Source organism: Streptomyces sp. NPDC051776 (genome assembly GCF_040681345.1).
Taxonomy (GTDB): Bacteria; Actinomycetota; Actinomycetes; order Streptomycetales; family Streptomycetaceae; genus Streptomyces.
In genome coordinates this window covers 240,741-267,513 of the sequence record NZ_JBFAYQ010000004.1, presented here as the reverse complement: position 1 = coordinate 267,513, position 26,773 = coordinate 240,741, and the positions used below count along the sequence as shown (strand labels likewise).

The 26,773-nt window shown below is 70.9% G+C and carries 22 protein-coding genes; 12 read left to right on the top strand and 10 right to left on the bottom strand.

Annotated elements, in window-relative coordinates; genetic code table 11:
• Nucleotides 1-16: 16 nt before the first annotated feature.
• Together AB0M26_RS05990 and AB0M26_RS05985 are read right to left on the bottom strand one after the other, a co-directional pair.
• On the bottom strand, nt 17-1,540 hold the full coding sequence (locus AB0M26_RS05990) for a HAMP domain-containing sensor histidine kinase (RefSeq protein WP_365255146.1): 1,524 nt from the start codon (nt 1,538-1,540) through the stop codon (nt 17-19).
• A gap of 101 nt (nt 1,541-1,641) precedes the next feature.
• The gene (locus AB0M26_RS05985; RefSeq protein ID WP_365255143.1) at nt 1,642-2,364 is read right to left on the bottom strand and encodes a response regulator transcription factor; all 723 of its coding nucleotides are present in this window, start codon (nt 2,362-2,364) and stop codon (nt 1,642-1,644) included.
• A 180-nt stretch (nt 2,365-2,544) separates the two neighbouring features.
• Between AB0M26_RS05985 and AB0M26_RS05980 the strand changes: the two genes are divergently transcribed.
• Together AB0M26_RS05980 and AB0M26_RS05975 are read left to right on the top strand one after the other, a co-directional pair.
• On the top strand, nt 2,545-6,102 hold the full coding sequence (locus AB0M26_RS05980) for an efflux RND transporter permease subunit (RefSeq protein WP_365255140.1): 3,558 nt from the start codon (nt 2,545-2,547) through the stop codon (nt 6,100-6,102).
• Between the two features lie 127 nt (nt 6,103-6,229).
• Complete coding sequence (locus AB0M26_RS05975) at nt 6,230-6,733, top strand: hypothetical protein (protein ID WP_365255137.1); 504 nt, start codon at nt 6,230-6,232, stop codon at nt 6,731-6,733.
• Between the two features lie 60 nt (nt 6,734-6,793).
• On the opposite strand, the gene AB0M26_RS05970 is transcribed toward AB0M26_RS05975, so the two are convergent.
• A complete protein-coding gene (locus AB0M26_RS05970; RefSeq protein ID WP_365255134.1) occupies nt 6,794-7,576 on the bottom strand; it encodes a lysozyme in 783 nt (260 codons plus the stop codon).
• A 635-nt stretch (nt 7,577-8,211) separates the two neighbouring features.
• Between AB0M26_RS05970 and AB0M26_RS05965 the strand changes: the two genes are divergently transcribed.
• Nucleotides 8,212-8,661 carry a MarR family transcriptional regulator gene (locus tag AB0M26_RS05965; RefSeq protein WP_365255132.1) on the top strand — a complete coding sequence of 150 codons (450 nt, stop codon included), beginning with the start codon at nt 8,212-8,214 and terminating at the stop codon, nt 8,659-8,661.
• A gap of 109 nt (nt 8,662-8,770) precedes the next feature.
• Here the strand turns inward: AB0M26_RS05965 and AB0M26_RS05960 are convergent, their stop codons facing one another.
• Nucleotides 8,771-10,318: a hypothetical protein gene (locus tag AB0M26_RS05960; protein WP_365255129.1), complete on the bottom strand. Its 1,548-nt coding sequence runs from the start codon at nt 10,316-10,318 to the stop codon at nt 8,771-8,773.
• Between the two features lie 407 nt (nt 10,319-10,725).
• The gene (locus AB0M26_RS05955; protein WP_365255126.1) at nt 10,726-11,520 is read right to left on the bottom strand and encodes a hypothetical protein; all 795 of its coding nucleotides are present in this window, start codon (nt 11,518-11,520) and stop codon (nt 10,726-10,728) included.
• A gap of 550 nt (nt 11,521-12,070) precedes the next feature.
• On the opposite strand from AB0M26_RS05955, the gene AB0M26_RS05950 reads away from it, so the two are divergent.
• From AB0M26_RS05950 to AB0M26_RS05930, 5 genes are all read left to right on the top strand, one after another.
• On the top strand, nt 12,071-15,118 hold the full coding sequence (locus AB0M26_RS05950) for a nitrate- and nitrite sensing domain-containing protein (protein ID WP_365255123.1): 3,048 nt from the start codon (nt 12,071-12,073) through the stop codon (nt 15,116-15,118).
• Nucleotides 15,115-15,684 (top strand): roadblock/LC7 domain-containing protein, encoded by a 570-nt coding sequence (locus tag AB0M26_RS05945; RefSeq protein WP_365255120.1) that lies wholly within the window; start codon nt 15,115-15,117, stop codon nt 15,682-15,684. Before AB0M26_RS05950 ends, AB0M26_RS05945 begins: the two co-directional genes overlap by 4 nt.
• Complete coding sequence (locus tag AB0M26_RS05940; RefSeq protein WP_365255117.1) at nt 15,681-16,094, top strand: DUF742 domain-containing protein; 414 nt, start codon at nt 15,681-15,683, stop codon at nt 16,092-16,094. Before AB0M26_RS05945 ends, AB0M26_RS05940 begins: the two co-directional genes overlap by 4 nt.
• A 109-nt stretch (nt 16,095-16,203) precedes the next feature.
• The gene (locus AB0M26_RS05935; protein ID WP_365255273.1) at nt 16,204-16,779 is read left to right on the top strand and encodes an ATP/GTP-binding protein; all 576 of its coding nucleotides are present in this window, start codon (nt 16,204-16,206) and stop codon (nt 16,777-16,779) included.
• Between the two features lie 65 nt (nt 16,780-16,844).
• A complete protein-coding gene (locus tag AB0M26_RS05930) occupies nt 16,845-18,110 on the top strand; it encodes a styrene monooxygenase/indole monooxygenase family protein (protein ID WP_365255114.1) in 1,266 nt (421 codons plus the stop codon).
• Between the two features lie 121 nt (nt 18,111-18,231).
• Here the strand turns inward: AB0M26_RS05930 and AB0M26_RS05925 are convergent, their stop codons facing one another.
• Complete coding sequence (locus AB0M26_RS05925) at nt 18,232-19,317, bottom strand: NlpC/P60 family protein (RefSeq protein WP_365255111.1); 1,086 nt, start codon at nt 19,315-19,317, stop codon at nt 18,232-18,234.
• A 555-nt stretch (nt 19,318-19,872) separates the two neighbouring features.
• Between AB0M26_RS05925 and AB0M26_RS05920 the strand changes: the two genes are divergently transcribed.
• The gene (locus AB0M26_RS05920) at nt 19,873-20,283 is read left to right on the top strand and encodes an ATP-binding protein (RefSeq protein ID WP_365255108.1); all 411 of its coding nucleotides are present in this window, start codon (nt 19,873-19,875) and stop codon (nt 20,281-20,283) included.
• A 611-nt stretch (nt 20,284-20,894) separates the two neighbouring features.
• Nucleotides 20,895-21,776: an RNA polymerase sigma factor SigF gene (locus AB0M26_RS05915; RefSeq protein WP_365255105.1), complete on the top strand. Its 882-nt coding sequence runs from the start codon at nt 20,895-20,897 to the stop codon at nt 21,774-21,776.
• A 139-nt stretch (nt 21,777-21,915) separates the two neighbouring features.
• On the opposite strand, the gene AB0M26_RS05910 is transcribed toward AB0M26_RS05915, so the two are convergent.
• From AB0M26_RS05910 to AB0M26_RS05900, 3 genes are all read right to left on the bottom strand, one after another.
• Nucleotides 21,916-22,182: a hypothetical protein gene (locus AB0M26_RS05910; protein WP_365255102.1), complete on the bottom strand. Its 267-nt coding sequence runs from the start codon at nt 22,180-22,182 to the stop codon at nt 21,916-21,918.
• Nucleotides 22,183-22,192: 10 nt separating this feature from the next.
• Nucleotides 22,193-22,912, bottom strand: coding sequence for a helix-turn-helix domain-containing protein (locus tag AB0M26_RS05905; protein ID WP_365255099.1), 720 nt, complete (start codon nt 22,910-22,912; stop codon nt 22,193-22,195).
• Nucleotides 22,913-23,059: 147 nt separating this feature from the next.
• Nucleotides 23,060-23,992: a diiron oxygenase gene (locus AB0M26_RS05900; protein ID WP_365255096.1), complete on the bottom strand. Its 933-nt coding sequence runs from the start codon at nt 23,990-23,992 to the stop codon at nt 23,060-23,062.
• Nucleotides 23,993-24,202: 210 nt separating this feature from the next.
• On the opposite strand from AB0M26_RS05900, the gene AB0M26_RS05895 reads away from it, so the two are divergent.
• A complete protein-coding gene (locus tag AB0M26_RS05895) occupies nt 24,203-25,336 on the top strand; it encodes a ferritin-like domain-containing protein (RefSeq protein WP_365255093.1) in 1,134 nt (377 codons plus the stop codon).
• Between the two features lie 190 nt (nt 25,337-25,526).
• On the opposite strand, the gene AB0M26_RS05890 is transcribed toward AB0M26_RS05895, so the two are convergent.
• The gene (locus tag AB0M26_RS05890; protein ID WP_365255090.1) at nt 25,527-25,877 is read right to left on the bottom strand and encodes an SH3 domain-containing protein; all 351 of its coding nucleotides are present in this window, start codon (nt 25,875-25,877) and stop codon (nt 25,527-25,529) included.
• Nucleotides 25,878-26,166: 289 nt separating this feature from the next.
• On the opposite strand from AB0M26_RS05890, the gene AB0M26_RS05885 reads away from it, so the two are divergent.
• The gene (locus AB0M26_RS05885; protein ID WP_365255087.1) at nt 26,167-26,655 is read left to right on the top strand and encodes a GyrI-like domain-containing protein; all 489 of its coding nucleotides are present in this window, start codon (nt 26,167-26,169) and stop codon (nt 26,653-26,655) included.
• Nucleotides 26,656-26,773: the final 118 nt, after the last annotated feature.

The window sequence follows — 26,773 nt, the reverse complement described above, 5'->3', positions numbered from 1 at the left end:
CATCCAGGGGCAGCCGCTACATCGCGGGATCCCGCAGGGGCAGCCGGACTTCGAAGGTCGCACCGCCGCCCGGTGTCCGCAGGCAGCGGACGCTGCCGCCGTGCGCCGTGACGATCGCGGCGACGATCGACAGCCCCAGACCTGTGCCGCCGCTGGCCCGGTCACGCCCGTCGCCGACCCGGTGGAATCGGTCGAAGACGCGCTCGGCCTCCTCCTCCGGCACGCCGGGCCCGGTGTCGGCGACCTCGACGACGGCCTGCCCCGCCTTCTCGTCCGTCCCGATCCGTACGGTCACGGACGTGCCCGCGGGGGTGTGCCGCAGGGCGTTGGACACCAGGTTGGTCAGGACGCGGGCGAGCCGTACGTCGTCCCCGACGACGGTGGGGCGCGGCCCGTCATCGCCGTTCCCCCTGTCCTCGTCGCCCGGTGGCAGGTCGAGCCGCAGTGGGCGGTCCGGTTCGGTCGCGCGGGCCGTGGCGAGCGCGTCGACGGCCAGCGGTACGAGGTCCACCGGCTCGCTCGCCTGCGGGCGCTCCTGGTCGAGGCGGGCGAGCAGCAGCAGATCCTCCACCAGCAGCCGCATGCGGCGCCCCTCGGCCTCGATCCCGTCGAGCAGCGCGGTGACGTCCTGCCGGGAACCCGCCGCTCCGCTGCGGTGCAGTTCGACGAGGCCGAGCACGGCGGCCAGTGGCGTCCGCAGCTCGTGGCCCGCGTCGGCGACGAAGCGGCGCAGCCGCTCCTGGGCAGCCGAACTCTCCGCGAACGACTGGTCGATGCGGACCAGCATGGTGTTGAGCGTCGCCGAGAGGCGCCCGATCTCTGTGGACGGCGGTGCGCGCTCGGGGACGCGGCGGGACAGGTCGTCGCCATCGATGATCGATTCGGCGGTCGCTTCCACATCCGCCAGCGGCTTCAGCCCGATCCGCACCACGGCGGAGCCGAGCAGCGCGAGACCCGTCAGGACGACGGCGGTGACGACGATTTCGATCCGGATCAGGCGCCTGGTTGTGTCGTTGAGCGGCGTCAGGTCGATGGCGGCGGCCACGGTACCTCCGCCGGGCCGCTCCCGTACGAGCACCCGGTAGCGCCGGCCGTCGTCGTCCCCCGTCCCGGTCGTGAACGGCTCGCCGACGGGGGTGGATGCGGCAGGGGGCAGCGCGGGCGGGGGCGCGGATTCGTCCGACGTACTGAACCGCAGCTGCGTCTTCCCCGAGGCGTCGCGGAACTCCACGACCGCGTGGGTGCCAACCGCCCCGGTCCGCACCAGCACGCTGCGCAGATCGCCGGGGATCCGGTTCACCTGCGGGGCGAGGACCTCCAGCAGCCCCAGTCGGGTCTGCAGGATGCGCGCCTGGTCGTCCGTGCGGTCCATCAGATAGCCGCGGAAGAGCTGGGTGCACACGACTTCCGCCGACACCAGACCGCCCGCGCACAGCAGCAGAGCCCCGACGAGCAGCCGCGCCCGGATGGAGCGTGCGGCGAGCCAGGCGCGGGCGCGGCGCGCTCCCCGCGCGATGCCCGACCCGCGCGTCCGGGGCACCGCCGTTCCGTCCGGAGTGGACCCGGTTGATTCCGCTGTGGACCCGACTGATTCCGGGGTTGACCTCGCGAATGCCGAGGAGGTGGCTGACGTGGCGGAGGTCATGTCGGCAGCCGGAGGCTGTAGCCGAAGCCCCGCAGCGTATGGATCAGCTGCGGCTCCACGGTGTCGATCTTGCGTCGCAGCAGGCTGATGTACGACTCCACGATCCGGGTGTCGCCCGCGAAGTCGTACGCCCACACCTCGTCCAGGATCTGCGTCTTGCTGACCACGCGCCCGGCATTGAGCAGCAGATACCGCAGGAGCTTGTACTCGGTGGGCGACAGCCGTACGGGGCGCCCATCCCGCCGTACGTCGCAGGTCTCCTCGTCGAGTTCGAGGTCGGCGAAGTTCAGCACCGGGTCCGCGGCGTCCTCCGGTCGCGGCCCGCGGGTGCGGCGCAGGACGGCGCGGATTCGGGCGACGACCTCGTCCAGGCTGAACGGCTTGGTCACGTAGTCGTCCCCGCCCGCGCCCAGGCCGACGATCTTGTCGTGCGTCGTGTCCCGCGCGGTGAGGAAGACGACGGGCATGTGCAGGCCGCGGGCGCGCAGCGTGCGAGTGAGCTCGAAGCCGCCCAGGTCGGGCAGCATCACGTCCAGCACGATCAGATGGGGGCGCCGCCGCTGCGCCTCCTCCAGCGCCTCCTTCCCGGTTGCCGCCGTGGTGACGTCGAAGCCGACGTGCCGAAGGCTCGCGGCGAGCAGTCCGGCGATGGTCGCCTCGTCGTCGACGACGAGCAGCCGGACCGGGCTCTCCTGGGACTGGACGGTCGGTGGGGGCACGCGCTCTTCCTCGCTCGGGGGGACAGGGCTTCTTCGTACGCGCTGCCGTACCGGCCGGGCAAAGGGTGAGCCGGGATTTTCAGGGATCTTTCAGGTTGCTTGCACCCTGCCTGCGCATCGGCTTGCTGGGATCCGTCGCGTCGGACGCCATCGCGTGACGCACAGGAAGAGAACTCATCGATGATCAAGCTGACTTCGTTCAGCATGCGGAACCGCGCCCTGGTCGCGTTCGTCATGCTGGCGATCACCGGGATGGGGCTGCTGGCCCTCCCCTCGCTGCGGCAGCAGATGATGCCGGACGTGTCCTTCCCCAAGGTTTCGGTCACGGCCTCCTACCCGGGCGCTTCGCCTCAGGTCGTCGAGGACCGGGTCGCGGTGGTGCTGGAACAGGCCGTACGGGACGCGGACGGCGTTCTCTCGGCCACCACCACCTCGCGGTCCGGATCCGCTTCCGTCGTCGCCGAATTCGACTACGGGGTCTCGGCGGACGACAGCACGGCGACCCTGCGGGACGCGGTGCACGAGGTGGAGCCCCGGCTTCCCGACGGGGTGGAGACCGAGGTCGTGGCCGGGGCCACGGAGGATCTGCCCGCGGTCCAGCTCGCGGCCGCCCGGGGGCCCGGGGAGGGTGGGAAGGACACGGCATCGGGGGACGGCGGGGCCGAGGACCGGGACGGCAAGAACGACGGCGGGGCCGAGGACCGGGACGGCAAGAACGACGGCAAGGACGATGCCGGGGACGGCGAGGGCGAGGACGCCGCGGGCCAGGACGGTGAAACCGGGGACGCGGGCGGCAAGGACGGCACGAGCGGCAAGGGCCGCGAGGACGGGGGCACGCACGACGCCGATGGCGAGAAGGAGTTCGCCGACCGCCTCGACTCGGCGGTCGTACCGGAGCTGGAGGACATGGACGGTGTCCGCGAGGTGAAGGTCACCGGCGTCCGCGACGAGCGTGTGACCGTGACGCTCGACAGCGACGCCCTCGCCGGCGCCGGGCTCACACCGGCCGACGTCACCCAGTCCCTCCAGAACGCCGGAGCCGTTCTGCCGTCCGGTTCCCTCACCGAGGACGACACGAGCTACTCGGTCTCCGTGGACGCCGCGTTGGCTTCGGTCAAGGATCTGCGGAAGCTGTACGTGACCCCGACTGGTGGCGGGGCGGCGAACGGCGGCGGGGCGAACGGCGGCCGATCAGCGCCCCGTTCCGGGACGAACGGCGGCCAACCCGCAACCGGTTCGGCGGCGGACGGCGGCCAACCCGCAACCGGTTCGGCGGCGGACGGCGGCCAACCGGCCGCCGGGGCGGACCATTCCGCCGGATCCGTACGCCTGGAGGACGTCGCCACCGTCCGCCAGGACCTCGCACCGTCCACCACCCTCACGCGCACCAATGGCGAACCCACCCTGGGCGTCGCGGTGACCCCGCAGCCCGACGCCGACACCGTCGGCATCTCCCATGCCGTACGCGACGCCCTGCCCCGCCTGGAGAAGGAACTGGGCGACGGCGCCGCGCTGACCGTGGTCTTCGACCAGGCCCCTGCGGTGGAGGAGTCCATCGACGATCTGAGCACGGAGGGCGGGCTCGGTCTCGCCTTCGCCGTCGTGGTCATCCTGCTCTTCCTGGTGTCCGTGCGGTCCACGCTCGTCACGGCGGTGTCCATACCGCTGTCCGTTCTCATCGCCCTCATCGCGCTGTGGGCGTGGGACTACACGCTGAACCTCCTGACCCTGGGCGCACTGACGGTCGCCGTCGGGCGGGTGGTCGACGACTCGATCGTCGTCCTGGAGAACATCAAGCGGCACCTCGGCCTCACCCGGGACAAGAGCAGGGCCATGATCGACGGAGTGCGCGAAGTCGCGGGCGCCGTCACCTCGTCCACCGTGACGACGGTCGCGGTCTTCCTGCCCATCGCGTTCGTCGGCGGGATCGTGGGCCAGCTCTTCGGGCCGTTCGCGATCACGGTGACGGTCGCCCTGCTCGCCTCGCTGCTCGTGTCGCTGACGGTGGTGCCCGTCCTCGCGTACTGGTTCCTCAAGGCGGCGCCCGCAGGGGAGAACGACGAAGGGAACAGCGAGGAGACGAAGGCCAAGAGGGGCAGGAGCGGCGGGGGCACCGACCGTACGCTGCTCAAGCGCGCCTATCTCCCTCTCCTCAACACCGCCCTGCGCTTCCGCGCCCTCACCCTGCTCACCGCCCTCGCGATCCTCGGGGCCACGGTCGCCCTCGTGCCGCTGCTGAGCACCAACTTCCTCGGCAGCTCAGGCCAGAACACCTTCACGATCCGCCAGACGCTGCCCCCGGGCAGCAGCCTGCGGAACACCAGCGACGCGGCGAAGAAGGTGGAGGCGGCACTGTCCGGCGTCGACGACATCGAGACCTACCAGCTCACCGTGGGCGGTCAGGCGGGCGTCCAGCTGCGCGGCGACGGCGCGGCGTCCGACTCCGGCACCGCCACCTACAGCATCACCGCGAACCCCGATGCCGATCAGGCCGCCGTCGAGCGCGAGTTGCGCTCCGCCGTCGCGTCGGTGAAGGGCGCGGGCGAGATCGCCGTCGAGGCCTCGGAGGCGGGCGGTCTGGGCGGATCGACCCTGGAGGTGCTCGTCCGGGCCCCTGACGACGCCACCTTGAAGAAGGCCACCGAGCAGGTACGCCGTACGGTGCGGGACACCCCGCACACCGAGGACGTCACCACGGACCTGACGGAGGACATGCCGCAGGTGACCGTCACGCCGGACAAGCCGGCCGCCGCCGAGAAGGGGACCGACGAGGACCGTATCGACCAGGCGGTCACCCAGGCCCTCGACGGCACCAGCCTGGGCGACATCACCCTGGGCGGCGAGAGCTCCGAACTCGTCGTGCGCACGGGCGATCCCACCAGGGCCGTCGACGAGTTGGAGGACGCGACCGTGTTCAGTCCGCAGGGCCGGGTCCGCCTCGGGGAGGTCGCGGACGTGAAGGTGACGCATGCCCCCGCGAGCGTCAAGCGGATCGACGGCGCCCGCGCCGCCACCGTCACCGCCCGTGCGACCACAGAGGACACCGGAGCCGTCAGCAAGGAACTGGAGCAGGGCCTCGACGCGCTCCATCTCCCGGACGGTGCCGGCTACTCGCTTGGCGGCACCACCAGCCAGCAGGACGAGGCGTTCGGCGACATGGGGCTCGCCCTCGCCGTCGCCGTCCTCCTGGTCTTCGTGATCATGGTGGCCACGTTCCGCAGCTTCCTCCAGCCGCTGATCCTCATGGTGTCCGTTCCGTTCGCGGCCACCGGTGCGCTCGGACTACTGGTCGCGACCGGCACACCGCTCGGACTGCCCGCGCTGATCGGGTTGTTGATGCTCGTCGGCATCGTCGTCACCAACGCGATCGTGCTCATCGACCTGGTCAACCAGAAGCGCAGGGCGGGCCTGTCCGCCCATGCGGCGATCGTCGAAGGAGCGGGGCTGCGGCTGCGGCCGATCCTCATGACGGCGCTGGCCACCATCTGCGCGCTGCTGCCGATGGCCTTCGGGCTGACCGGCGGCGGAGCGTTCATCTCCCAGCCCCTGGCGATCGTCGTGATCGGCGGCCTGGTCAGCTCGACGCTGCTCACGCTGATCCTCGTCCCGGTCCTGTACTCCCTCGCCGAGGCCGTACGGAACCGGGCGCCGGGCCGCCGACCCGAGTCCGGCGCGCCGGAGGGGCCCGATGTGCCCGAGCGGGCCGGGGCCGGTGACGCTCCCGTCGCCGTGCACTGATCCGTGAGCGAGCCGGCGGGCGGCCGCTCCTGCGGATGATCGGCTTCATCGGCGTACCGCTCGCCTGTTTCCGCCCGCCCCTGCTGTTGCGTCCACGCACCGCAAACGAATCACCGGAAGGTCTTCCATGGTCTCGTCCCCAGCACCCAGGACCGCGATCCGCCCCGACCACCCCCGTACGGGGACCCGTTTTCCCGGCTTCGCCCGACGCCACCGCAGGCTGCTGCGGGTGCTCGCCGGGGTGCTGGCCGCCGTCGTCATCTTCCTTGCGGGGGTCGGCACCGCGGGCATCGTGATCGTCGGGCAGATGAAGTCGACGATGAGGTCCGTCCTGGCCGGGGGCGGCGGTCTGCCCCCGGGGCCGTCCACCCGGAGCGGCGGCCCGGGCTCGTCCGGGCAAGGCACGGATGACGACGGACTGCGGGACTGGGCCAAGAAGCAGGACTGCCCCAGGGGTTGCCGGACCAGGTCCTCAGGCTGCTCCGGCAGAGGTACCCGGACGGCGTTCCGCAGGAGATCAAGGACCGGATCGGGGAACGCCTCGGCGGCTGAGGGGGGATCCCCTCCGGGCGCGGCCGTGCGGGGCGGTGAGGAACTCCCCTCGGGGGCGCGGCCGTGCGCCACGGCGTAACGGTGCACGCACCGGTCACGGCGCACCGGCGCCGCGCCCCGCGGGGGGAGGGGCGGCCGATCAGCCCTTGGCCAGGGCCTCCAGCTCCTCCTGCGTCCCGTTGAACCAGTTCTGGTCACCGGGGAACGTGCCCGAGTCCGAGTACTGCCAGAAGGTGTAGTCGGACCAGCCCGCCGGGAGTGTGCCGGGGGAGGCCGCGTAGCGCGCGATCCAGAGCGGGTTGGACCCGAAGCTCGCGTCGTTGCCCGTGCACTGCGTCCACCAGTCGGTCGTGGTGTAGATCGCCGGGTGGCGGCCCGTGAGCTCGTGCACGGTATCGCTGAACTCCCGTATCCAGGCGACCATGTCGCTCTGGCTCCGCCCGTAGCAGACGTCGCCGCCCGTGGGGTTGTACTCGATGTCGAGTGCGGGCGGCAGTGTCCGCCCGTCGTCGGTCCACATGCCTCCGTGGTCGACGAAGTTGTGTGCCTGCACGGCTGCGCCGGAGGTGTCGGGGCGGGCGAAGTGGTACGCGCCGCGGATCATGCCGACGTCGTACGCACCCTGGAACTGCTCGGGGAAGGTGGGGCTCTGGAAGTCGGTGCCTTCCGTGGCCTTGACGTAGGCCCAGCGGGCGCCGTTGTCCCAGGCGCCCTGCCAGTCGACGGTGCCCTGATGGCGGCTCACGTCCATGCCGGGCACCTGTTCGGCGTTCGCTCCGCCGTGTCGAGCGGCGGAGGTTCCGGTGGTCGCGGCCGAGGCGGATACGGCGGTCGGGGTGAGGATGCACAGCAGCGCGACGGTGGCGGTGAGTACGGCGGCGCGCAGCGTGCACGGGGGTCGGCGAAGCCGGGACACGGGCATGTGGGGGATGCCTCCGTGGTGTGGGGGCCTTTGGGGCCCTTGTGGGTGTGGGGGATTGTTCTCCCCTCCCGCGGAAGCGAAGTGCCCTCGCAGGAGGGGACGTTGCACGCGTGATGCGTTGGCACGATAGGGGCGGTGGCCGACCGTTGGCCAGAGCCTGGAGCTGCTCAAATGTCCCCTTGCACAGGTCGTGGTCGCTCGGCGGTCGGCCCGGTGGAGGTGTACTGCCGGAAGGTCTGGTACGGCCATCCGTTCGGTCCGGCGGACCGGACGTCGTGTTGCAACGGGCGGGCCACAGCGGGTTGGTGGACTCGAAGCTCGCGTCGCTGCCGAGCGCTCACAGGACGCCGTGCTGGGCAGGGCGGCGGCAGGGCGAGCAGGGCGGTGAACAGGCAGTGAGGGGAAGGGTGCACGGGCATGCGAGCCTCCGACGACCTTGAGCGGGAGGAACGTTGCCGGGAGGATGGGTGGCATTGGTGTGGCCATGCCGGAAATGAACCACCCGGGACTCCACTTCGGCCAAAGGGCCAGGCGTGCTGCCGTTGGTCCACTCCTGAGAAATACTGGCCGAGCTGCGGCGACGGCAGCCACTGAACGAATCGGCCACAGGAAAGGTGCGGAAGGGTGCGAAGAGCGTGACAGGGGTGGACCGGGAGTTTCTGGCACTCGAGCGGGAATTGGCCGTCTTCCTGCGCCGCGCCCGCGCTTCCTCCGGTGAGATGGCCCGCGAGATCCACCCGGACCTCGAACCCGCCGCGTACGGACTCCTCGTCCGCCTCGAGGAGACCGGCGAGCAGCGCGCCACCGCCCTCGCCGTCTACTTCGGCGTCGGAAAGGCGACGATGAGCCGCCAGCTCCGGGCGCTCGAAACCCTCGGCCTCATCACCCGCCGACCCGACCCGGACGACGGCCGCGCCTCTCTCGTCGCTCTCACCGACGAGGGGCTGGCCCGCTTTTCGGCCGTGCGCAACGCGCGCCGCGAGAGCTATGTGAAAAAGCTGGAGGGCTGGGACAGCGCGGAGATCGCCGAACTGGCCCGTCTGCTCCACCGGTTGAACAGCCTGCAGGGCGGGACGGACGACTGAGAACGCCCGCCCCGGGGCTTTCCGGCCCCTCGTGGTTCACGCGTCGAGCGGAGGGCTCCGCACATCAGCGGCGACGCACCGGCCTTCCGTCTTGGCGGCCAGGGCCTGCTCACCTCAGCGGGCCATCGGCCCCGCAGTGACCCTTCCGTGCCCATACGGTGATGCGGCCGCCCCTCACCTCGGTCCGCGAGCACACCTCGAAGTGCGTCCGGAGGACCGACCGTTTGACGACCTCCGGCTCGACGGTGTCCAGGGACTGCCTTGCCGGATCGCTCGCCGTGACGATCCGCTCCTCGGCGAGCATGCGGGCCCGGATCTCGCGTGCCGGCAGCTCCGAGCCCTGGAGGCTGCCCGACGCGACCGGATCCCGCTCCAGGGCGATGTCCCGGACCTCCCGGTACTGCGTCGCGTAGGACATGCGCCACTCGCGCCGCCTGGCCGGCATGAAGAGGATCGCGTCCCCGGGTTCGGCCGCCTTCCTCACGGCCAGAGCGATGCCCGCCACATCGTCCCTGCGGCTCTCGGGTTTCCGCAGCTGGAGATGCAGCGGCACCAGTGCGCTCACGACCGCCGCGGCGGCGACGGCGATCGCCGCGCTGCGGAGAGCGCCGACCGGTACGAGCCTCCGGAGACTGCCCGGTCGCAGGAGTGGGTCCAGCGCCGCGCCGGCAAGCACCGCGAAGCCGGCGGCGGAGTAGAGGACGTAGCGGTCGATGAAGAGCGGCTTGGTCAGGGACACGGTCATCAGCACCGCGGCCGGGAGGACCAGCAGGGGCAGCGCCAGGGCCGCCGGGCTGACGGGCCCCCTGCCCCGTACGGGCACGCGGGCCAGCGCCGTCCCGGCCAGAACCACCGCCACGAACCCGGCCCACCCGCTCCACGACGGGCGGCCCAGCCACGCGAGTTGCTCCTGCTGCCGCATGCTCAGCACGACGAGCGGCAGGATGCCCGCGGCCACTGCGCTCGCCGAGATGATCCATGCCGTACGGGTCCGCCGCGCCAGGCGACGGCGGCAGAGGTACAGCGTGGTGCCGTGGGCGAGAAGCGCCAGGACCGCTAACTCGTGCAGCAGACACGCCACCCACGTCACCGCGGCGTATGCGGTCCACCGCGCGATTCCGCACCACCGGCGTCCGCCGCCTCCTCCTCCGCTCCCTCCGGGGCGCCAGGCCGCCGCCCGGACGAAAAGGCACGTCGAGGCGGTGACCCCCGCGCAGACGAGTGCGTACGACCGGCCCTCCTGCGCGTACATCTGCACCGGGGGCAGAACGGCGAAGACGAGCCCCGCGACGATTCCGGCCCGCGGGCCCACCAGGTACCGCCCCAGCCACGCCACCGCACCGGCCGACGCGGCCATGGCCAGGGCGGACGGGAGGCGGAGCGCCGCAGGTCCGCCGTCCCAGCCGGCGAACCAAGCGTGCATGAGCAGGTAGTACAGGCCGTGCACCGCGTCGACGTTCCCCAGCGCCGACCACAGCTCGGGCAGGCTGCGATGGGCCATCTGGTACGTGACGGACTCGTCCCGCCACATCGTCCCGTCGCGCCGGAGGCCCCAGAGCCCCAGTGCGAGCGCCGTGAGGACCGGCAGGAGGGCGAGGGCGGCCCGCCGCGGGCCGCCCTTGCCCTGGAGCGGCGGCCTGACGGCGGTGCGCCGCACCCGGGCGGGCGCGCCGTACTCCGCCGTGGACCGACCTGCGGACTGGATGGCGTCTCCCCGTTGCTCCGACCGGCACTCCGGGCCCGGAGGAGGTCGTCTCCTCCGGTGCCGCGCCCGAATTCTCCCTGATTGTGCACCTCTGAGGGTGCATGGATCGCCGACGTCGTCGGTTCCGGCAGGGAACGGATTGCGGAAGCGCCGCCCCCGGCCGTCGGCGTGCCGGCAGAGAGGCCACTCCCTCGGTGCCGGCGAAGCTCAGTGCCTCATGGCCGACGAAGGCCGCTCCCTCGGGGCCGACGAGCACCGCTTCCTCGGGGCGGACGAGCACTGCTCCCAGGGGGGGGGCGAAGGCCGCTTCTTCAGCGCCGACGAGCAGCGCTCCCTCAGGGCCTGTGAAGGTCGCTCGGTCAGGGCCGACGAAGCTCGCTTCCTCCGAGCTCCACGAAGATCGCCGCCTTGTCGTCGCGCGCCTTGCCCCGGCGGAACGCGGCGCCCTCGGGGTCGGCCGCTTCCGCCGCCCGTACGCGGTCCAGGAGCGACCGGGTTCCCTCCGTGCGCAGGAGGGCGAGGCAGTCCGCCCAGTCGCCCTCGTGGAAGACCTCCACCCATCGCGATGCGCCGTCGGTCAGCGCGGCCAGCGCGCGCACCTCCGCGCGGGCGGACGTCCCCGTGACGGCGCGGTGCGCCACGTCGGGGTCGGCGGCCGCGGTGAAGAAGCCGCCCTCGGCGTTCCGCAGGGGCGCGACGCGCCGACCCGCGGCGCGCAGGCGGTCGATCCGGTCGTCGAGGACGGTGGTGACCCGGCCGTCCGTGCACTCGATGAGCAGGGCGGAGTCGGAGAGCACCAGATGCTCGACACGCTCCGCGTCCCACCGCGCGGCAACCACTGTTGACTGCGGTGTCAGTAGGTGAGAAAGGTCACAGGAGGCCCGATGAACCTCCGCGGTGAGCCGGATCGACTCGGCGAGGCAGTGTGCCAGCGTCATATCCCGCCGAGATCCGGACAGTTCGAGCATCCTGCCGCCGAGCCGCGCGGTGAACCAGGGCACCCCGTGGATGCATCCCGTATCGCTCTCCGGTGGCGTCACGCCGTCGAGGAGGACCAGCGCCCCGCCCTGTCCCGAGGCTGGTAGTGCAGCGGATACGTAGTCCTCGTTGGGGTTTCGGGGGTCACCGGGCTCGGTGCTCAGGTCGACGCGCATGCCGTCAGTCTGCCGGACGGGGTGGCGGTCGCCGGGGGTTCGGCGGGTGATATCCGGCTGATCGCCCGGGACGTCTCCGGCCTGCGGCCGGAGGGAAAATGAGCGGGCGTCAAACGTGCCGGAATTACCCGGAATTGCCGACTCCGGTCTGCTGTGGGGGAGCATCCTGCCAGTCCCCGTGAGGTTTTCCAACCGCCTTGGCGGGGAACACAGCGCCGCCCCGAAGGCAAGAGTTGTTTGCCAACTCGGGAGTGATGTTCACTCGTTCAGGTGGCCAAGCGGATGAGGGCCGCCTCGCCCAAAGCGGTACTGGAATGGTCAGTTTCGTACCAAAGGGTGGGGGTGGGTGTTCGTCGGTGCTCCGCGACGCGCGGCCGGCACGAGTGAACTGTTGACACCTCGGCCATGGCAGACGAGAAACAGATTGCGAGCACCGGTGCAGAAAATGTGGCCTCGGGGCATCAAACGTGGTTCGGCGCAACCCACCGGTGGCGCCTCCGACGGCGCGTCGGCGGTACAGCGACGCACAGCCCTGGTCCGCAACCGGCTTGTGGGCGCCGTCGCGGTCGTGGGCGTCGCCGTACTGGCCGCAGGAGCCCCGGGCATCGCCGCGGCTTCCGGTGATCTGACCGAGTCCCAGCGGCTGGTGTCCCTTTCGGAAGTGAACTCCCAAGCGGTCGTACTCGTTCACTCGCTGGCCGATGAGCGCGACTCCATGACCGAGTTCGTAGCCGCGGGCCGTACCACCGCGTCCGGTGCCGACGGCGTCTCCGAAAGCCGGCGTGCCCGCGTCGACCGCCGGGTCAGCGAGATACGCGCCGACGCACCCGCCGAACTGCGCCGCGTCCTCGCGGGATTGCCGAAGATCCGTCAGGAGGCGATGTCCGGGCGCGGCAACGCCACGGACACCTTCGAGGCGTACACCGAAATCATCGGCGCGGTCCGTACCCTCGTCGCCGACCTCGCCCGGCGCGTCCCGCCGCGCGCCTCCGGTCCGGCCGAGGCGCTGCCCGTGCTCGGCCGCGCCGTCGACCACGCTTCCGCCACCCGAGCGCTGCTGCTCGCCGCACTCTCCGGCGGCAGCGGCCAACCGCGGCTGACGGCGGCCGCGCAGCGCACGCACGTGCAATCCGAGGCGGCGCTCGCCGACTTCGGGCAGACGGCTCCCGAGTCCGCGGTCGACCGCTACGCGAACACCGTCAACGGCACCGAGGTCAGCAGCGCCGAGCGCTTCCTCGCCCGGCTCACCGACCAGCCGCGGCTCTCCGCCTCCGACCTCCGGCTCGACCGGGAGCGCGTGGACGGCGCGCTGTCCGGCCGCATCGACCGCATGCGGGCCGCCGAATCCGCGCTCACCCGGGCCGAGACCGAGCGCTTCGCCGCCCTCCGTGACGACGATGTCACCGTGCTGGAGCTGGAGATCGCGCTGGCCGCGGTCTGCCTGCTGCTTGCGGTCGGCATCAGCATCTCGGCCGCCCGCTCCATGACCCACCCGCTGGCCGTGCTGCGGCGCGGTGCGCGGCGCGTCGCGGAGGACCCGGCCGGGCAGGAACCCGTCCGCTGGAAAGGCCGCAACGACGAGTTCGCCGACGTGGTCGCCGCGGTCAACGAACTGCACCAGCATGCCGTGCGGATGCACGCGCGCATGGAGCAACTCGGCGAGGACCGGACTCGGCTCGTCGCCGAGCGGCAGCGCCTGGCCGACCAGCGCGACGAACTGCGGCGACTGCACGAGGAGCTCACCGACCGCCTCGACGGCGTCCACGAACACGCCCATGCCGGCTACGTCAGTCTCGCCCTGCGCACGCTCGGGCTCGTCGAGCGGCAACTCGGCATCATCGAGGATCTGGAGGACCGCGAGGCGGACCCGGAGCGTCTCGACACGCTCTTCGGACTCGACCATCTCGCCACGCGCATGCGGCGCAACAGCGAGAACCTCCTCGTTCTCGCCGGCGCCGACCACAGCGGCGGGCAGTCCGGCGCGCCCGTCCCCCTGCTGGACGTCCTGCGCGCCGCGGTCAGTGAGATCGAGCAGTACGACCGTGTGGCCATCCACTCCCTGCCGCCGCACGCACAGGTCGCGGGCTTCGCTGCGGACGCGATCAGCCATCTGGTCGCCGAACTGCTGGAGAACGCCGCCGCGTTCTCGCCGCCGGATGCCCAGGTCGAGCTGTCCGGGTGGCTGATGCAGAACGGCGAGATCATGCTCTCCGTCCAGGACGAGGGCATCGGCATCCCCGAGGATCGGCTCGAGGCGGTCAATGCCCGCCTTGCGGAGCCGGGTACGCCCTCCGGCGAGGAGGACGACTGCGAGACGCTCGGGCTGGGGCTCTACGTCGTGGCGCGGCTGGCGTCCCGGCACGGCGTACGGGTACAGCTGCGCGCACAGAAGTCGGGCGGGACCGCGGCCGTTGCCGTCCTGCCCAAGTCGATCCTGCCGACGCGCCCGGCCCCGGCGGGGTCGGGCGGGACGGGAGCGCCGCAGCGGCCGACGGTGAGCCTCCCCGGCTCGGTCGCCGAGGCCAACTCCAACACCCTGCCGATGCGCACTCCGACCCAGCGGGGCCCGCAGCAGGTGCCGGGCGCCGCCCCTGCCGAGGACCCGGTGGTGGCGGCCGCGGAACGGGCCATCGTGGCGGACGAGTCCGCAGCGACGGCACCGGTGGGCCCGTCCCCGGACGCCCCGGCCGCGGATGCGCCGGACGCACCGATTGCGGATGCGCCGATGCCGGACGCACCGATTGCGGATGCGCCGATGCCGGACGCCTCTTCCGTGGATGCGCCGATGCCGGATGCGCCGCTCACAGACGCCCTCCCCCCGGACGCCCCTGAAGCGGACGGATCGGCAACCCCTGCTCCGGGCACGGTCGTCGGGTCCTCCGCCGCGCGGCCGCCTGCCACACCGCCGTCGGAAGTACCGCCGTCGGAGGTGACGGGGACGTTCCCGCTCCCCTCGCCCCCGGCCGGTCCGTCCGCCGGCGCGGGACCGTACGCCATCGGGCCCGACCAGCACACGCACGCCGAGGACGAAGCGGGTGCCACCGCCGACCAGGCGACGCGGGATCTGCGTCAGCCACCTTCGTCCGAGCACCCGCACGGCTCCACGTCACACGGCACCGGCTCCCTCACCCCGCCCGTCCGGCCGGGCGGGACCGACGAGGCGACGGAGCACGGCGAGCATCCGCAGCCGGAGCGGGTCACCGACAAGGGCTTGCCCAAGCGGGCGCCGAAGAACGTGGCTCCCACCACCCCTGCGGCGCGGCAGCGGAACCGGCCGGTCGAAGCCGAGGAACTGCGGCGCAGGCTCGGCGGCTTCCAGCGCGGAGCGCGCGACGGCCACCGGGTCGCCGCGCAGGAGATCGCCGCACAGGATCCACAGAGTCACGGCACGCCCGCGCACGGCATGCCCGCGCACGGCATGCCCGCGCACGGCATGCCCGCGCACGCCACGCCCGCGCACGGCACGCCCGCGCACGGCACGCCCGCGCGGGGCGGCGCCAAACGCCACGGGAGCGCAGCACAGGAAGCAGCAGGAGAAGTCACCGGAGAGCGACGGACGGGGGCGCCGAACGGCACAGTCGAGGAGGCACGCGGTTGAACGCGCATACCAAGCCGAACACGGATTCCGGCAGCAGGACCGCACCGGCGTACGGACTGAGCATCCAGGCCCGTAACCTGGCCTGGCTGCTGAGCAACCTGGTCGACGAGGTGCCCGGCCTCCTTTCGGTCGCCGTCGTCTCCTCCGACGGGCTGCTTCTTCTCTCCTCGGACTCGGACGCCTCCACCGTGCCGGTACGGGAGGCCCGTATCCCCGGACAGGACGACGGCCATGAGTGGTCCGGCGGCGCCGTTGGAGCCGTCCGCGGGCCCAGGGGCTCGTCCGCCGATCTCGCCACCATCGTCTCCGGCCTCGCCGCCCTCACCATCGGCGCCGCCAAGCTGATGGACGCCGGGTCTGTCAAGCAGACGATGGTGACCATGAACGAGGGCAGCGTCTTCGTCATGTCCATCAGCGACGGCTCGCTGCTCGGCGTGCACGCCACCCCGGACTGCGACATGAGCGTCGTCGCGTACCACATGGCCCTGTTCGTCGGTCGCGCCGGCCACGTTCTCACCCCAGAACTCCGCAGTGAACTGCGCAAGTCCATGGAGAGGCACCAGTGACCTCCTCGCCCAAGCTGCCCCGTCGTGGCGCGGATCCGGCGTCCGGCAAACGGCCGGCGCGCGTCCGCCCGTACTCGCTGACCGGCGGCCGCACCCGCTTCGGCCATGTCCTGCTCGTCGAGACCTTCGTCGCCGCCCTCGACGGCCCCGAGGAACGGCGTGAGCTGACCTCCGGCGGTTGGGCCGAGCGCGTCATGCCCGAGATGCGCGCCATCGTCGAACTGTGCCGCAGGATGCGGACGGTGGCGGAGATCTCCGCGCTGCTGAGCATGCCCCTGGGCGTGGTCCGGGTGCTGCTCAGCGACTTGGCCGACCAGGGGTTGATCCGCGTCTACGGCACCGGGCACGGCACCGGCCGCCCCGAACGCGCACTGCTGGAAAGGGTGCTGGGTGGACTTCGCAGGCTCTGACTTCGCACGCTCCGGCCAAGCAGGCTCCCGTACCGTCACCGGAAACACCGTCACGGGAAGGGCTGACCGCCGGGCCGGGGAGGAAGGTGCCGCCGCGGCCGAGGACGGATTGCAGGGCTGGCAGACGGACCGCAGCCGCGCACCGATCGCCACGAAGATCGTCGTAGCGGGCGGCTTCGGCGTCGGCAAGACCACGTTCGTCGGCTCGGTCTCGGAGATCGAACCCCTGACGACCGAGGCCCTGATGACCCGGGCCGCCGAGGACATCGACGACATCGAGGCGACCCCGGACAAGACCACGACCACCGTCGCCATGGACTTCGGCCGGATCACGCTCGACTCCGACCTGGTCCTCCATCTCTTCGGTACGCCCGGCCAGCAGCGCTTCTGGTTCATGTGGGACGACCTGGTGCGCGGCGCGATCGGAGCGGTCGTCATGGCCGACACGCGACGGCTGCCCGATTGCTTTCCCGTACTGGACTACTTCGAGAGCTGCGGCCTGCCCTACGTCGTGGCGGTCAACCACTTCGAGGGGACCCCGGAATACGCGGCCGAGGACGTAAGGGACGCCCTCTCGGTACCCGCGGACGTCCCCGTCGTCGTCATGGACGCGCGCAAGCGGATCACGGTCGTCGAGTCGCTGCTGGCCCTGGTCGGCCACGCCCTTGACGTGACGCCCGAGTGACGTAGCCTCAGCCGCTGCCGCCCCCACCGACCTCCACGCACCAACCGAGAGAGAAGACCCCTGCCATGCGGAAGATACTCGTCGTGGGGGCCGGCCAGTCCGGCCTCCAGCTCGCCCTCGGCCTGCAGTCCCACGGGTACGAGGTCACCCTGATGTCGAACCGGACGGCCGACGAGATCCGTGCCGGACGGGTCATGTCCACCCAGTGCATGTTCCACACCGCGCTGCAGCACGAGCGCGATCTGCAGATCAACTTCTGGGAGAGTCAGGCGCCGGACATCGAGGGCCTCGGGGTCTCCGTAGCCGGTCCTGATTCCGGGAGCGGCCCCGGGGGGAGGGTGATCGACTGGGTGGGCAAGCTCGACGGCTACGCCCAGTCCGTCGATCAGCGTCTGAAGATGGCCGGCTGGATGGAGACGTTCGCCCAGCGCGGCGGCCAGGTCGTCATCCACGGTGCGGCCGTTTCCGACCTGGACTTCTTCGCCCGCCGGTACGACCTGGTCCTGGTCTCGGCGGGCAAGGGCGAGCTGGTGTCGATGTTCGGCCGGGACGCCTCCCGTTCGCCGTACGACAGCCCGCAGCGAGCGCTCGCCGTCTCCTATGTGCACGGCCTCGGCCCGCGCCCCGAGCACCCCGACTTCGACGCGGTCCGCTGCAATCTCGTCCCCGGCGTGGGCGAGCTGTTCATCATGCCGACGCTGACGAACACCGGGCGGGCCGACATCCTCTTCTGGGAGGGCATCCCGGGCGGCCCCCTGGACGTTTTTCAGAGCGTCAAGGACCCCAATGAGCACCTCGCGCTGACCCTGGAGCTGATGGAGCGCTTCACGCCTTGGGAGTACGCGCGCGCCACCAAGGTCGAACTGACCGACGGCAACGGCACGCTGGCCGGGCGGTACGCGCCGACCGTCCGCCACCCGATCGGGAAGCTGCCGAGCGGCGGGCTCGTACTGGGCGTCGCGGACGTGGTGGTGGCCAACGACCCGATCACGGGCCAGGGCTCGAACTCGGCATCCAAGTGCGCTGCCTCGTATTTCGCCTCGATCCTCGAGCAGGGTGACAAGCCGTTCGACGAGACGTGGATGCAGGCCGCGTTCGACCGCTACTGGGAGACCGCGCAGCACGTCACCAAGTGGACGAATGCGATGCTGGCGCCTCCGCCGGAGCACGTACTGAACCTCATCGGTGCCGCGGGGCAGCTGCCGCCGGTCGCCGCCCGCATCGCCAACGGTTTCAACGACCCGGCGGACTTCGAGAACTTCTTCTTCGAGCCGGAGAAGGCCGAGGCGTACCTCGTGGAGGTCGCGGCCGCGGAGGGGCCCGGCGTCTGATCCCGCACTGTCCCCGCCGCCCGCCCCGGTCGCGTCGTACGCGGGGCGGGCGGCGCTGTGTTCACCGCAGGGCGGGCTCCGGGGCGGCTGGAGCCGTGGGCCGAGCCTTGGGCAGCATCCCCTAGGCGGGTGCCGTGGCGGAGGGGGAGACGGTGTCGGAGCCGGACTTGGCGCCCTTCGGGAGCTCCGGCCGCGCGTACCGCTCCAGAGGCTTCGAACCCGCGTCGGGGCGCACGGCTCCGATGAGCGGGTTCGCCGCGACGGGCGAGACCTTGATCACCGCTCCGGGGCGTGGTGCCTGCACCACCTTGCCGTTGCCGACGTAGAGCGCGACATGGGTCGCCCCGCGGTAGTAGATGACCAGATCGCCGGGGCGCAACTCCTTCACCGGCACCCGCGGCAGCTTCCGCCACTGGAGCTGGCTCGTCCGCGGGATCTTCCTTCCCGCGTGTGCCCACGCCTGCGAGGTGAGTCCGGAGCAGTCGAAGGAGGCGGGCCCCTCCGCGCCCCACTCGTACGGCTTGCCGAGCTGCGCGAAGGCGTACTCGATCGCGCGGGCGCCCGCGCGGGACGGCTTGCGCGCCTGCCGTACGGCGCTCAGACCGGCCGATCCCACGAAGGCGCGCTGTGCGGTGGCGACGAGGGACCGCTCGAGCCGGCCGACGTTCGTGAGCTGCTGCGGAGACAGCGACGCGAGCGCACCCTCCACCTCGCCGAGGCGCCGCTCCGCGGTGGCGCGCAGGGTCAGCCGCTTCTTCGCCAGCGTCTGCTGCCTGTCCAGGGCGGTACGGGCTCGGGTGGTCACACCGTCGAGGCGGCGCTCGGTCCCGGCCAGCCGGCGGACGGCGTGGTTCCGCTCGTCCGCCGCCCGCTGGAGCACATGTCCCTGGTCGAGGGCGCCCTGGAGGCTGCGGCTCATCAGGAGCTGCAGATACGCGGAGACCTCGCCGGCGGAGTTCTGGTACTGCCGCCGGGCCAGCCGGCCGGCGTCGTTGCGGCCCTCGGTGAGCCGCACCCGCGCCTGCGCGAGTTGTGTGCCGAGGCGGCGGACCTGCAGGTGCTGTCGCCGGAGCTCCTCCTCGGCCGCGTTGTAGGCCTCGCCGGCCTCCTCGGCCCGCCGGTACAACGTCTGAAGCTGCGTCAGCAGATCCCGAACCGACCGGTCGGCGGGGTCCGCGATGCCGGCCGGCGAGGGGGGTACGGCCACCGCGAGCGCGGTACCCGCAGCCAACGCCGCCGTGCGGACCGACCCTACGAACCGTCTTGACACCGACTCACCTCCGTTGATGGGGGTGCGCGTGAGGGCTCGCCTTCGCGCGTGACGATCTTCGGAGTTGGTCGTATTGTCGGCAAACCGGACTGCGCGGAACCGACCAAAGAAGTCACTCGCAGGGTGCCGGCCCGGCTGGGGTCCGGCGGTGCTCCCGCACGGCGGGGCCCGGTCGTGCTATGACCACCCGGCCGTCGGCCGAATCCGGGCCGGTCCCGACGCGGCATATCAGTGGTCCACACCAATTGAACCGTAACGTGCCTGTGCGCGCCCGGCGATACGGTCCGGATCCGGACTCTGCGTGACGCCACGCGCACGGACCGACCCGGCCCGGCCGGAGGTGGCCCCGGGTCTTCCGGCTCAACTCGAGCCGGAACAGTCCCACTTGCCGAGAGCTCCCAATTGGGGTCTGGTTTGTGTAATGGGGTCCGGCTTTCTGGGCACGCTTCTCCTTCGATGGCATGAGTCGACAAAGGGACGGAGGGTGACTGCATGGATGACATCGGCGTGCGTGCCACCGTGCCGTCCACCCTCGCCGTCCTGGACATCAGCTCCGAAACCCCCGCGCGAGCTCGAAGAATTGCCGATCGCTTCATGCGCGGCCTCATGCCGCCCCCCGGCCGTGAGACGGCCGCCGCGGTCGAACTGGTCATCTCCGAACTGATCACCAATGCCGTCCGCCATGCCGGCGGGACGTCGTGCTCGATAACGCTGTCCGTGCGGCCCGAGGGCATTGAGGTCGCAGTCACCGACGACAGTCCCGTCCCGCCCAGGGAGCGTGTTCCCGACTTCTCGGGCGCCAAGGGAGGATTCGGCTGGCGCATGGTCTGCCGGCTGGCCAGCTCGGTCAGCGTGGACGCGGACGCGGGTGGCAAGACCATCCGTGTGCTCATGGCCCGCTGAGCCCAGGGCGGCGGTCGTCCATGGTGCCGTCACGCTTTCCGCGCAGTGCTCCGCGTTCTCCCGTCCTGCCTGCCCGGAACTTCCGCGCTCGATTTCCCCGTAGGTTCCGCGGGCTTCCGTATTTCTCCGCCGGCGCGTACGCGGTGTGCGGAGCCATATCTCCTCCGAATGGCGCAGGTTTATGGCGGGGGGCTCCGGGCATTCGACTCATCATCAGGCTGTCAATCATGAAAGGAGTTCCGTGGCGTGGCCATGAAGCACCTGCCGGAGAAACAGTGAAGGCAGACCGACGGCCGAGGTCGTGAATGCCGTCGACCTTGACCGGCCCGAGAAATCCAACGGGTTGATGTATCTCGCAACAGGCCAGGTCGCATCCGACTGGCCAGGAAGAAACGAGAAAAGGGGATGTCGCCGATGAGACCATGAAAGCCGGGGAGTACGCCATCTCGGGGACCGGCCGGGAAGAAGTCGTGCAAAGGCTTCTTCCCGCCCCCCGGCGGACATTCGGTCCTCATCTCGTCCGGGGTCCGGCATCTTTCGTTAGCTCCTGGCCGGGCTCATGGAAATGCCCATGGAACCGTATGCGTCAACATGGCCCAGAGGAGAGCGACATGAGCACAACGGAAGCCCTTGTTCCCGTCACATCGCCGGAGGCCGGGCCGGGACAAGCGAATTCTGGTGCCGATCGGGAACTTCCGCACATCGACGATCCGCTCCATGTCGCCCCTGGAGACGCCCGGCAACTCTCGAAGGTGTTCCTCGACCGCCTCGCCCAGGTTCAGGAAGGCACCCCGGAGCACGCTTACGTTCGCAGCACGCTCATCGAGATGAACCTGTCGCTGGTCCGGTACATCGCCGCCCGGTTCCGCAGGCGGGCCGATCAGATGGAGGACATCGTCCAGGTCGGCACCATTGGATTGATCAAGGCCATCGACCGGTTCGATCTCACGCGGCAGGTGGGGTTCGCCACCTTCGCGGTCCCGCACATCACAGGCGAGATCAAACGCCACTTCCGCAACACCGGCTGGGCCGTGCACGTCCCACGCAGGCTGCAGGAACTGCGCGTCGACATCGCCCGCTCCACCGACGAGCTCTCCCAACGGTTCGACCGCGCGCCGACGACCGCCGAACTCGCCGCTCACCTCGGAATCAGCAGGGAGGAGATCGAGGAGGGGATCGTGGCCGCCAACGGCTTCACCGCGACATCGCTCGACGCGCCCCCGGAGGAGTCCCCGGGGGAGGCGGGAGAGGGGTTCGCCGACCGCCTGGGCGATGTGGATCAGGCGCTGGAGAGCGTCGAGGACATCGAGACGCTGCGGCCACTCGTCGCCCGACTGGACGAGCGCGAGCGGACCATTCTGCGGATGCGCTTCGTCGACGAGCTCACCCAGGCGCAGATCGGCGCTGAACTGGGCATCTCCCAGATGCAGGTGTCACGGCTGCTCGCCCGTACGCTGTCCCGTCTGCGCGAGGCATTGCTGCCGCGCCCGTAGGGCCGTCTTCGGAAGACCCGCAACCCCGCTGCCCCGCAACCCGCTGCCCGCTGCCGTTCGCCCCGCGTCCCGCGGGACCGCCATGGTTCGGCGGGGCCGCCATGGTTCGTCGGGACCGCTCAGTCCGGCACGGGCCCTATCAGTCCGGCTTGGACCAGGGCCACTTGAGGTGGCCCTTCGGCTTTCCCTCCGGGTCGTACTCGTACTTCCAACCGCGCTGGAGCCCCAGACGCTTCGAATACCCGGCCGGCACACGGCGGTAGACATGGACCGCCGGTTCGCCGCCGAGCGCGTCCGGCACCGGGACCTCGTACACCTTCGGCGGGTGGCCGGTGGCTCCCACCAGGACCGGTAGCACCCGACCGTCCAGGGGGCCCCCGACGAAGGGCATCTCTTCGCTTCTCATGCCACCAGCCTCACAGCAGGTGCGCGGCGTCGCTCACCACCGGCAGGACGCGGCGGGCCAGTGCCCCCGCCGCCCCCTCCGAGGTCTCGATCGCGAGCGCGGACCGCGCCACCTCCGCCGTCTGCGAATCGCTCGCGGCGGTCACGGTGAACAGGGCGATGAAGTGGTCGACGAGCCAGTCGCGCAGTTCGTCGATCGGCGGCTGCTTCTCCTCGTCGAGCCAGATGAGGGAGGCGGCCTCGACCGCCGTGATCCACATGCGCACCATCATCCGCAGCCGCGGACCGGGCTCCGGCACCTCCATGTGCAGCAGGATCTGTTCGGCGCCCGCGCGCCGCACCTCGTCGACGATGGCGCAGGTCCGCGAGGTCTCGGCGACGCTGCCGCCCTGCAGCAGGGCGGTGAATCCCGGGGCGTGCTCGTCGACGAAGGCCAGGTAGCGGTCCAGCGCGCGCGAGAGGCGCAGGGTGAGCGGGCCGGACTGCGGCTCGGTGAAGCACCGTTCGAGTTCATCGGCCGCGGTGCGCAGCGCGGCCTCGTACAGCTGCTGCTTTCCGCCGGGGAAGTAGCGGTAGACGAGGGGGCGCGAGACCTCGGCGGCGTGCGCGACGTCGTCCAGCGAGACGTCCTCGGGGGCGGCGTGTGCGAACAGCTCCAGGGCTGCCCCGATGAGCTGCGCCCGACGCTGCTCGACGGACATCCTCCGGTACGCGACCTCACTGCCTCTCATATCCGGCAGCGTATCGGTCCGTGTCATATGAAGCAGTCCGGGCGATTCCCCACGTGTCCGGCGACCCGGCTGCAGTGCTCCCGCGCCCGCATCCGGCCTCGCTGCCGCCCGCGCCCCGGCCGTCCCGACGGTGGGCCGGGCCGCGCCTCACGGCAGCAGGCCCGAGCTGCGCCACATCCGGCGCCCCACGCCCTGCAGGACGCCGATGTCGTCGAAGAAGTCCGTGAGCCGCTTGGCCCCGGTCTGCATCACCTCGCGGCGGTGTGCGCTCGCCTTCACCTGGGCCATCGCCTCGCGCCGGTCGAGTCCGACGTTCGTGTAGACCTGCGGGTTGACGAAGGCGATCGAGAAGACGCGGGCCGCCTCGCCTGAGCTGATTCGGGTCAGCCGGCGTTCCCAGCGCGGGCTGGTGACCATCTGACGGCGCAGTTCCTCACGCGCGTACCGGACGTGCCGCGCCTCCTCCACGACATGAATACGCGTCACGCCCCGTACCAGGGGCTGCACCCGCTCGTCCGGGAAGGTCAAGCGCTGCATCCAGTCCAGGATCTCCTCGCCCAGCAAGGTGCAGGCGAAGGAACCGGGCGTCGTGGAGAGGGTCTTGAGGACCCGGGCCAGGTTGTGGTGGAGCCGGGTCACCGGGTACGTGGGAGAGCCCGACTTCTGGATCATGCGCGCGAACATCTTCGAGTGGCGGCACTCGTCGGCGATCTCGGTGAGCGCGTACCGCGTGTGGGCGCTCGTCACCGACTTGTCGTAGATGTGCCGGCAGAGCAGCTGCATGAGGATGATCTCGAACCAGATGCCCAGTGAGGCCAGCGCCGCGGACTCGTGCCGGGACAGCTCCAGACGCTGCTCCTCCGACATCTGCCGCCACATCCGGGTGTCGTAGAGCGACAGCAGCTCCGGAGGCCAGAACCACTTGCCCTCCTCGAGCGGCGCGTCCCAGTCGAGTTCGGTGTCCGGGTCGAAGGAGTGCTTCGCGGAGGACTCCAGCAGCCGCTCGGCGACCTGTTCGCGGTCCTTGAGCAGCCCGAGCGCGTCGCGCAGCGGGCGGGTTCCGGTCACGGACGACGTCATGGCTGAGTGCTCCTCGCTGGTGAAGTGCCGCCTGCGCCGGCGAGTTACCGCCGGTATTGCTTATGAGACTACTTGTCAGTAAGGTCGTCAATCCCTTGTGCACGAGTTCTCGCACGACTTGTTGACTCGGCGGTAACAGACGTGTGAGCCTGCCAACTATCCGACCCCCCACGGGAATCCGGTCAGATACGCGAGGCGAAGGAGGCGTCAGTGTCGACGCACGAGCTCTACGCGCAAGATCCTGGGGAAAGCCTGTGGCAGGTGCCGGCGTCCGGCTCGGCCCGCTTCAGCTGGGAGTACGACGACGGCCGTGACCGGCTCCTCGCCCTCTACCAGAAGGGCAAGGACAAGCAGTGGGACGGCACGAAGCGGATCGACTGGGATCTGGAGGTCGACCCCTACGACGCGCTCGGCACTCCCGACGAATCCCTCGCCCTCCACGGGACCCCGTACTGGGCGAAGATGAGCGAGAAGGACAAGGACGAGCTGCGACGGCACTACACCTCCTGGCAGTTCAGCCAGTTCCTGCACGGTGAGCAGGGCGCGATGGTGTGCGCCGCGCGGATCGTGGAGTCCGTCCCCGACCTCGACGCGAAGTTCTACTCCGCGACCCAGACCATGGACGAGGCGCGGCACGCCGAGATCTACAGCCGCTTCCTCCACGAGAAGGTGGGGATGCTCTACCCGATCAACGACAACCTCCAGGCCCTGCTGGGCGACACCCTCCGCGACTCCCGCTGGGACATGCCGTACCTGGGCATGCAGGTGCTCATCGAGGGCCTGGCGCTGGCCGCGTTCGGCATGATCCGCGACACCACCACCAAGCCGCTCCCGAAGCAGATCCTCGCCTATGTGATGCAGGACGAGGCCCGCCACGTCGCGTTCGGGCGCATGGCGCTGCGCGACTATTACAAGCAGCTCAGCGACGCCGAACTCCGCGAGCGCGAGGAGTTCGTGATCGAAGGCTGCTATCTGATGCGCGACCGGTTGCGCGGCACAGAGGTCCTGGAGAACTTCGGCATTCCGGCCGCCGAGGCCGCCGAGTACACCGAGCAGTCCGAATTCCTGCACCTCTTCCGGAAGTTGCTGTTCAGCCGCATCGTGCCGTGCGTCAAGGACATCGGCCTGTGGGGCGAGCGCCTGCAGCGCGCATACGTCGACATGGGCGTCTTCGAACTCGGCGACTCCAACCTCGATCTGCTGATGGCCCAGGACGAGGAACTGGCCGAGAAGCTGGACGCGGAGCGGTTCGCGGAGGAGGAGTCGGCCCGTACGGCGGAGGTGACCGAGGCCATCGCGGCGGGCGCGGGCGTGGGTGCGACGGGCGACGGGGCCGGGGAGTAGCGGGGGCGGGCGGCTCGCGGGCGTCCCCGGCGGCGGGTGTGCTCCGGTGGCCAGTGTGCTCGGGTGGCGCCGTCCTGGGCGAAGCGTTCCCGGAGGCCCCCCGGTGCGCTCCGGTGGTGCCGTCACAGGCGTGCTCCCCGTACGCGTATCGCGCACGGGGAGCACGGTCAGCCGGTTTTCCGCAGGGGCGTCAGCACCAGTGCGGCGCGGGGCCGATGTTCTCGATGTAGCGGGCGGAGGCCCAGGCCCAGTGGCCGTTCGCGAGCAGGTACCAGCGCGGGTTGCCGTCGATGTTCTGGCTGTTCACCTTGCAGTGGATGCGGACGATACTGCCGTAGGCGACGCTGCCGACGACGCGCGACTTCGTGTTGGGGGCATCCCGCAGGAGGAGGCCGGTCCGGGCGATCACGCGGCCCTTGTACGGGGCGCGGTCGTCGCGGTCGTTGTCCGAGGCCGCGAGCGCGGGGCCGGCGGCGGTCATGGTGGCGAGGATGCCGGAAGCAGCGAAGACGGCGAGCTTGCTGAACTTGGACTGCAGCATCTTTGTCCTCCTGTGGAGGTGAGAACCCATGGAGAGCCCATGGGTGACTCGGGGCGCCGGGCGTCGGTTCGACGTCGGCCAGGCCCTGCACCCGGGAGGGGCGGCATCGTGGCCTTCCCGGCGGCGAGTTGCGGCGGATTGAACCGATTCGGACTCGCACTCATCACGCTAAGGCCGTCGCCCATTGCGCGCAACTCGTCACTGTCCGTATTCGCCGCCCCGGGAGCGATGAGTTCCGCCCGCCCGCCCGGTCTCCTACGGCATGAACGCGAACACACAGGCGGAACCCATGATCGTAGAACGTCCCGAGCAGACCTACGTGGCCGTGCGAAAGGCGGTCACCATGACGAGCATCGCCGAGATCGCCGATCGCCTCCCGGAGCTCTTCGGCTGGCTCACGGCCCGGGGCGTCGAACCGGCGGGGCCGCCCTTCTTCCGGTACCGGGTCATCGACATGGACAGGAAACTCGACATCGAGGCGGGCTTTCCGGTCGCCGACGCCCCGGAGGTCGAGGGCGAGATTTTCGAGGGCGTCCTCCCCGCGGGCCGGTACGTGACCGTCACCCACATCGGTCATCCCGACCGGCTCCGTGACGTCCACGCCTCCGTACTGGACTGGGCGGCCCGGCACGACCTCACGTGGGACATGGCGGAGACGGGCGAGGGCGAGGAGTGGGGCTGTCGCCTGGAGATCTACCGTACGGATCCGCGGGAACAGCCCGACATGAACGCCTGGGAGACGGAGGTGGCCTTCCGTCTGGCCGACCGGGGGCGGTAGCGCCCAGGCCCGGCCGTACGGCGCGGCGTCCGGTCGTGGCGGCCGTACAGGCTGTGGCCACGGGTGGTCCGCAGCCGTGCGGTCGGGCGCACGCGCCGTACCGTCGGGCCGTTCTTGC

Bases quoted from the DNA above. Each gene is read 5' to 3' on its own strand.
- AB0M26_RS05970 (WP_365255134.1), bottom strand. From the start codon at position 7,576: ATGCCCGTGTCCCGGCTTCGCCGACCCCCGTGCACGCTGCGCGCCGCC.
- AB0M26_RS05915 (WP_365255105.1), top strand. From the start codon at position 20,895: ATGAGCACAACGGAAGCCCTTGTTCCCGTCACATCGCCGGAGGCCGGG.
- AB0M26_RS05900 (WP_365255096.1), bottom strand. From the start codon at position 23,992: ATGACGTCGTCCGTGACCGGAACCCGCCCGCTGCGCGACGCGCTCGGG.
- AB0M26_RS05890 (WP_365255090.1), bottom strand. From the start codon at position 25,877: ATGCTGCAGTCCAAGTTCAGCAAGCTCGCCGTCTTCGCTGCTTCCGGC.
- AB0M26_RS05955 (WP_365255126.1), bottom strand. From the start codon at position 11,520: ATGCGCGTCGACCTGAGCACCGAGCCCGGTGACCCCCGAAACCCCAAC.
- AB0M26_RS05905 (WP_365255099.1), bottom strand. From the start codon at position 22,912: ATGAGAGGCAGTGAGGTCGCGTACCGGAGGATGTCCGTCGAGCAGCGT.
- AB0M26_RS05980 (WP_365255140.1), top strand. From the start codon at position 2,545: ATGATCAAGCTGACTTCGTTCAGCATGCGGAACCGCGCCCTGGTCGCG.
- AB0M26_RS05910 (WP_365255102.1), bottom strand. From the start codon at position 22,182: ATGAGAAGCGAAGAGATGCCCTTCGTCGGGGGCCCCCTGGACGGTCGG.
- AB0M26_RS05885 (WP_365255087.1), top strand. From the start codon at position 26,167: ATGATCGTAGAACGTCCCGAGCAGACCTACGTGGCCGTGCGAAAGGCG.
- AB0M26_RS05975 (WP_365255137.1), top strand. From the start codon at position 6,230: ATGGTCTCGTCCCCAGCACCCAGGACCGCGATCCGCCCCGACCACCCC.
- AB0M26_RS05920 (WP_365255108.1), top strand. From the start codon at position 19,873: ATGGATGACATCGGCGTGCGTGCCACCGTGCCGTCCACCCTCGCCGTC.
- AB0M26_RS05930 (WP_365255114.1), top strand. From the start codon at position 16,845: ATGCGGAAGATACTCGTCGTGGGGGCCGGCCAGTCCGGCCTCCAGCTC.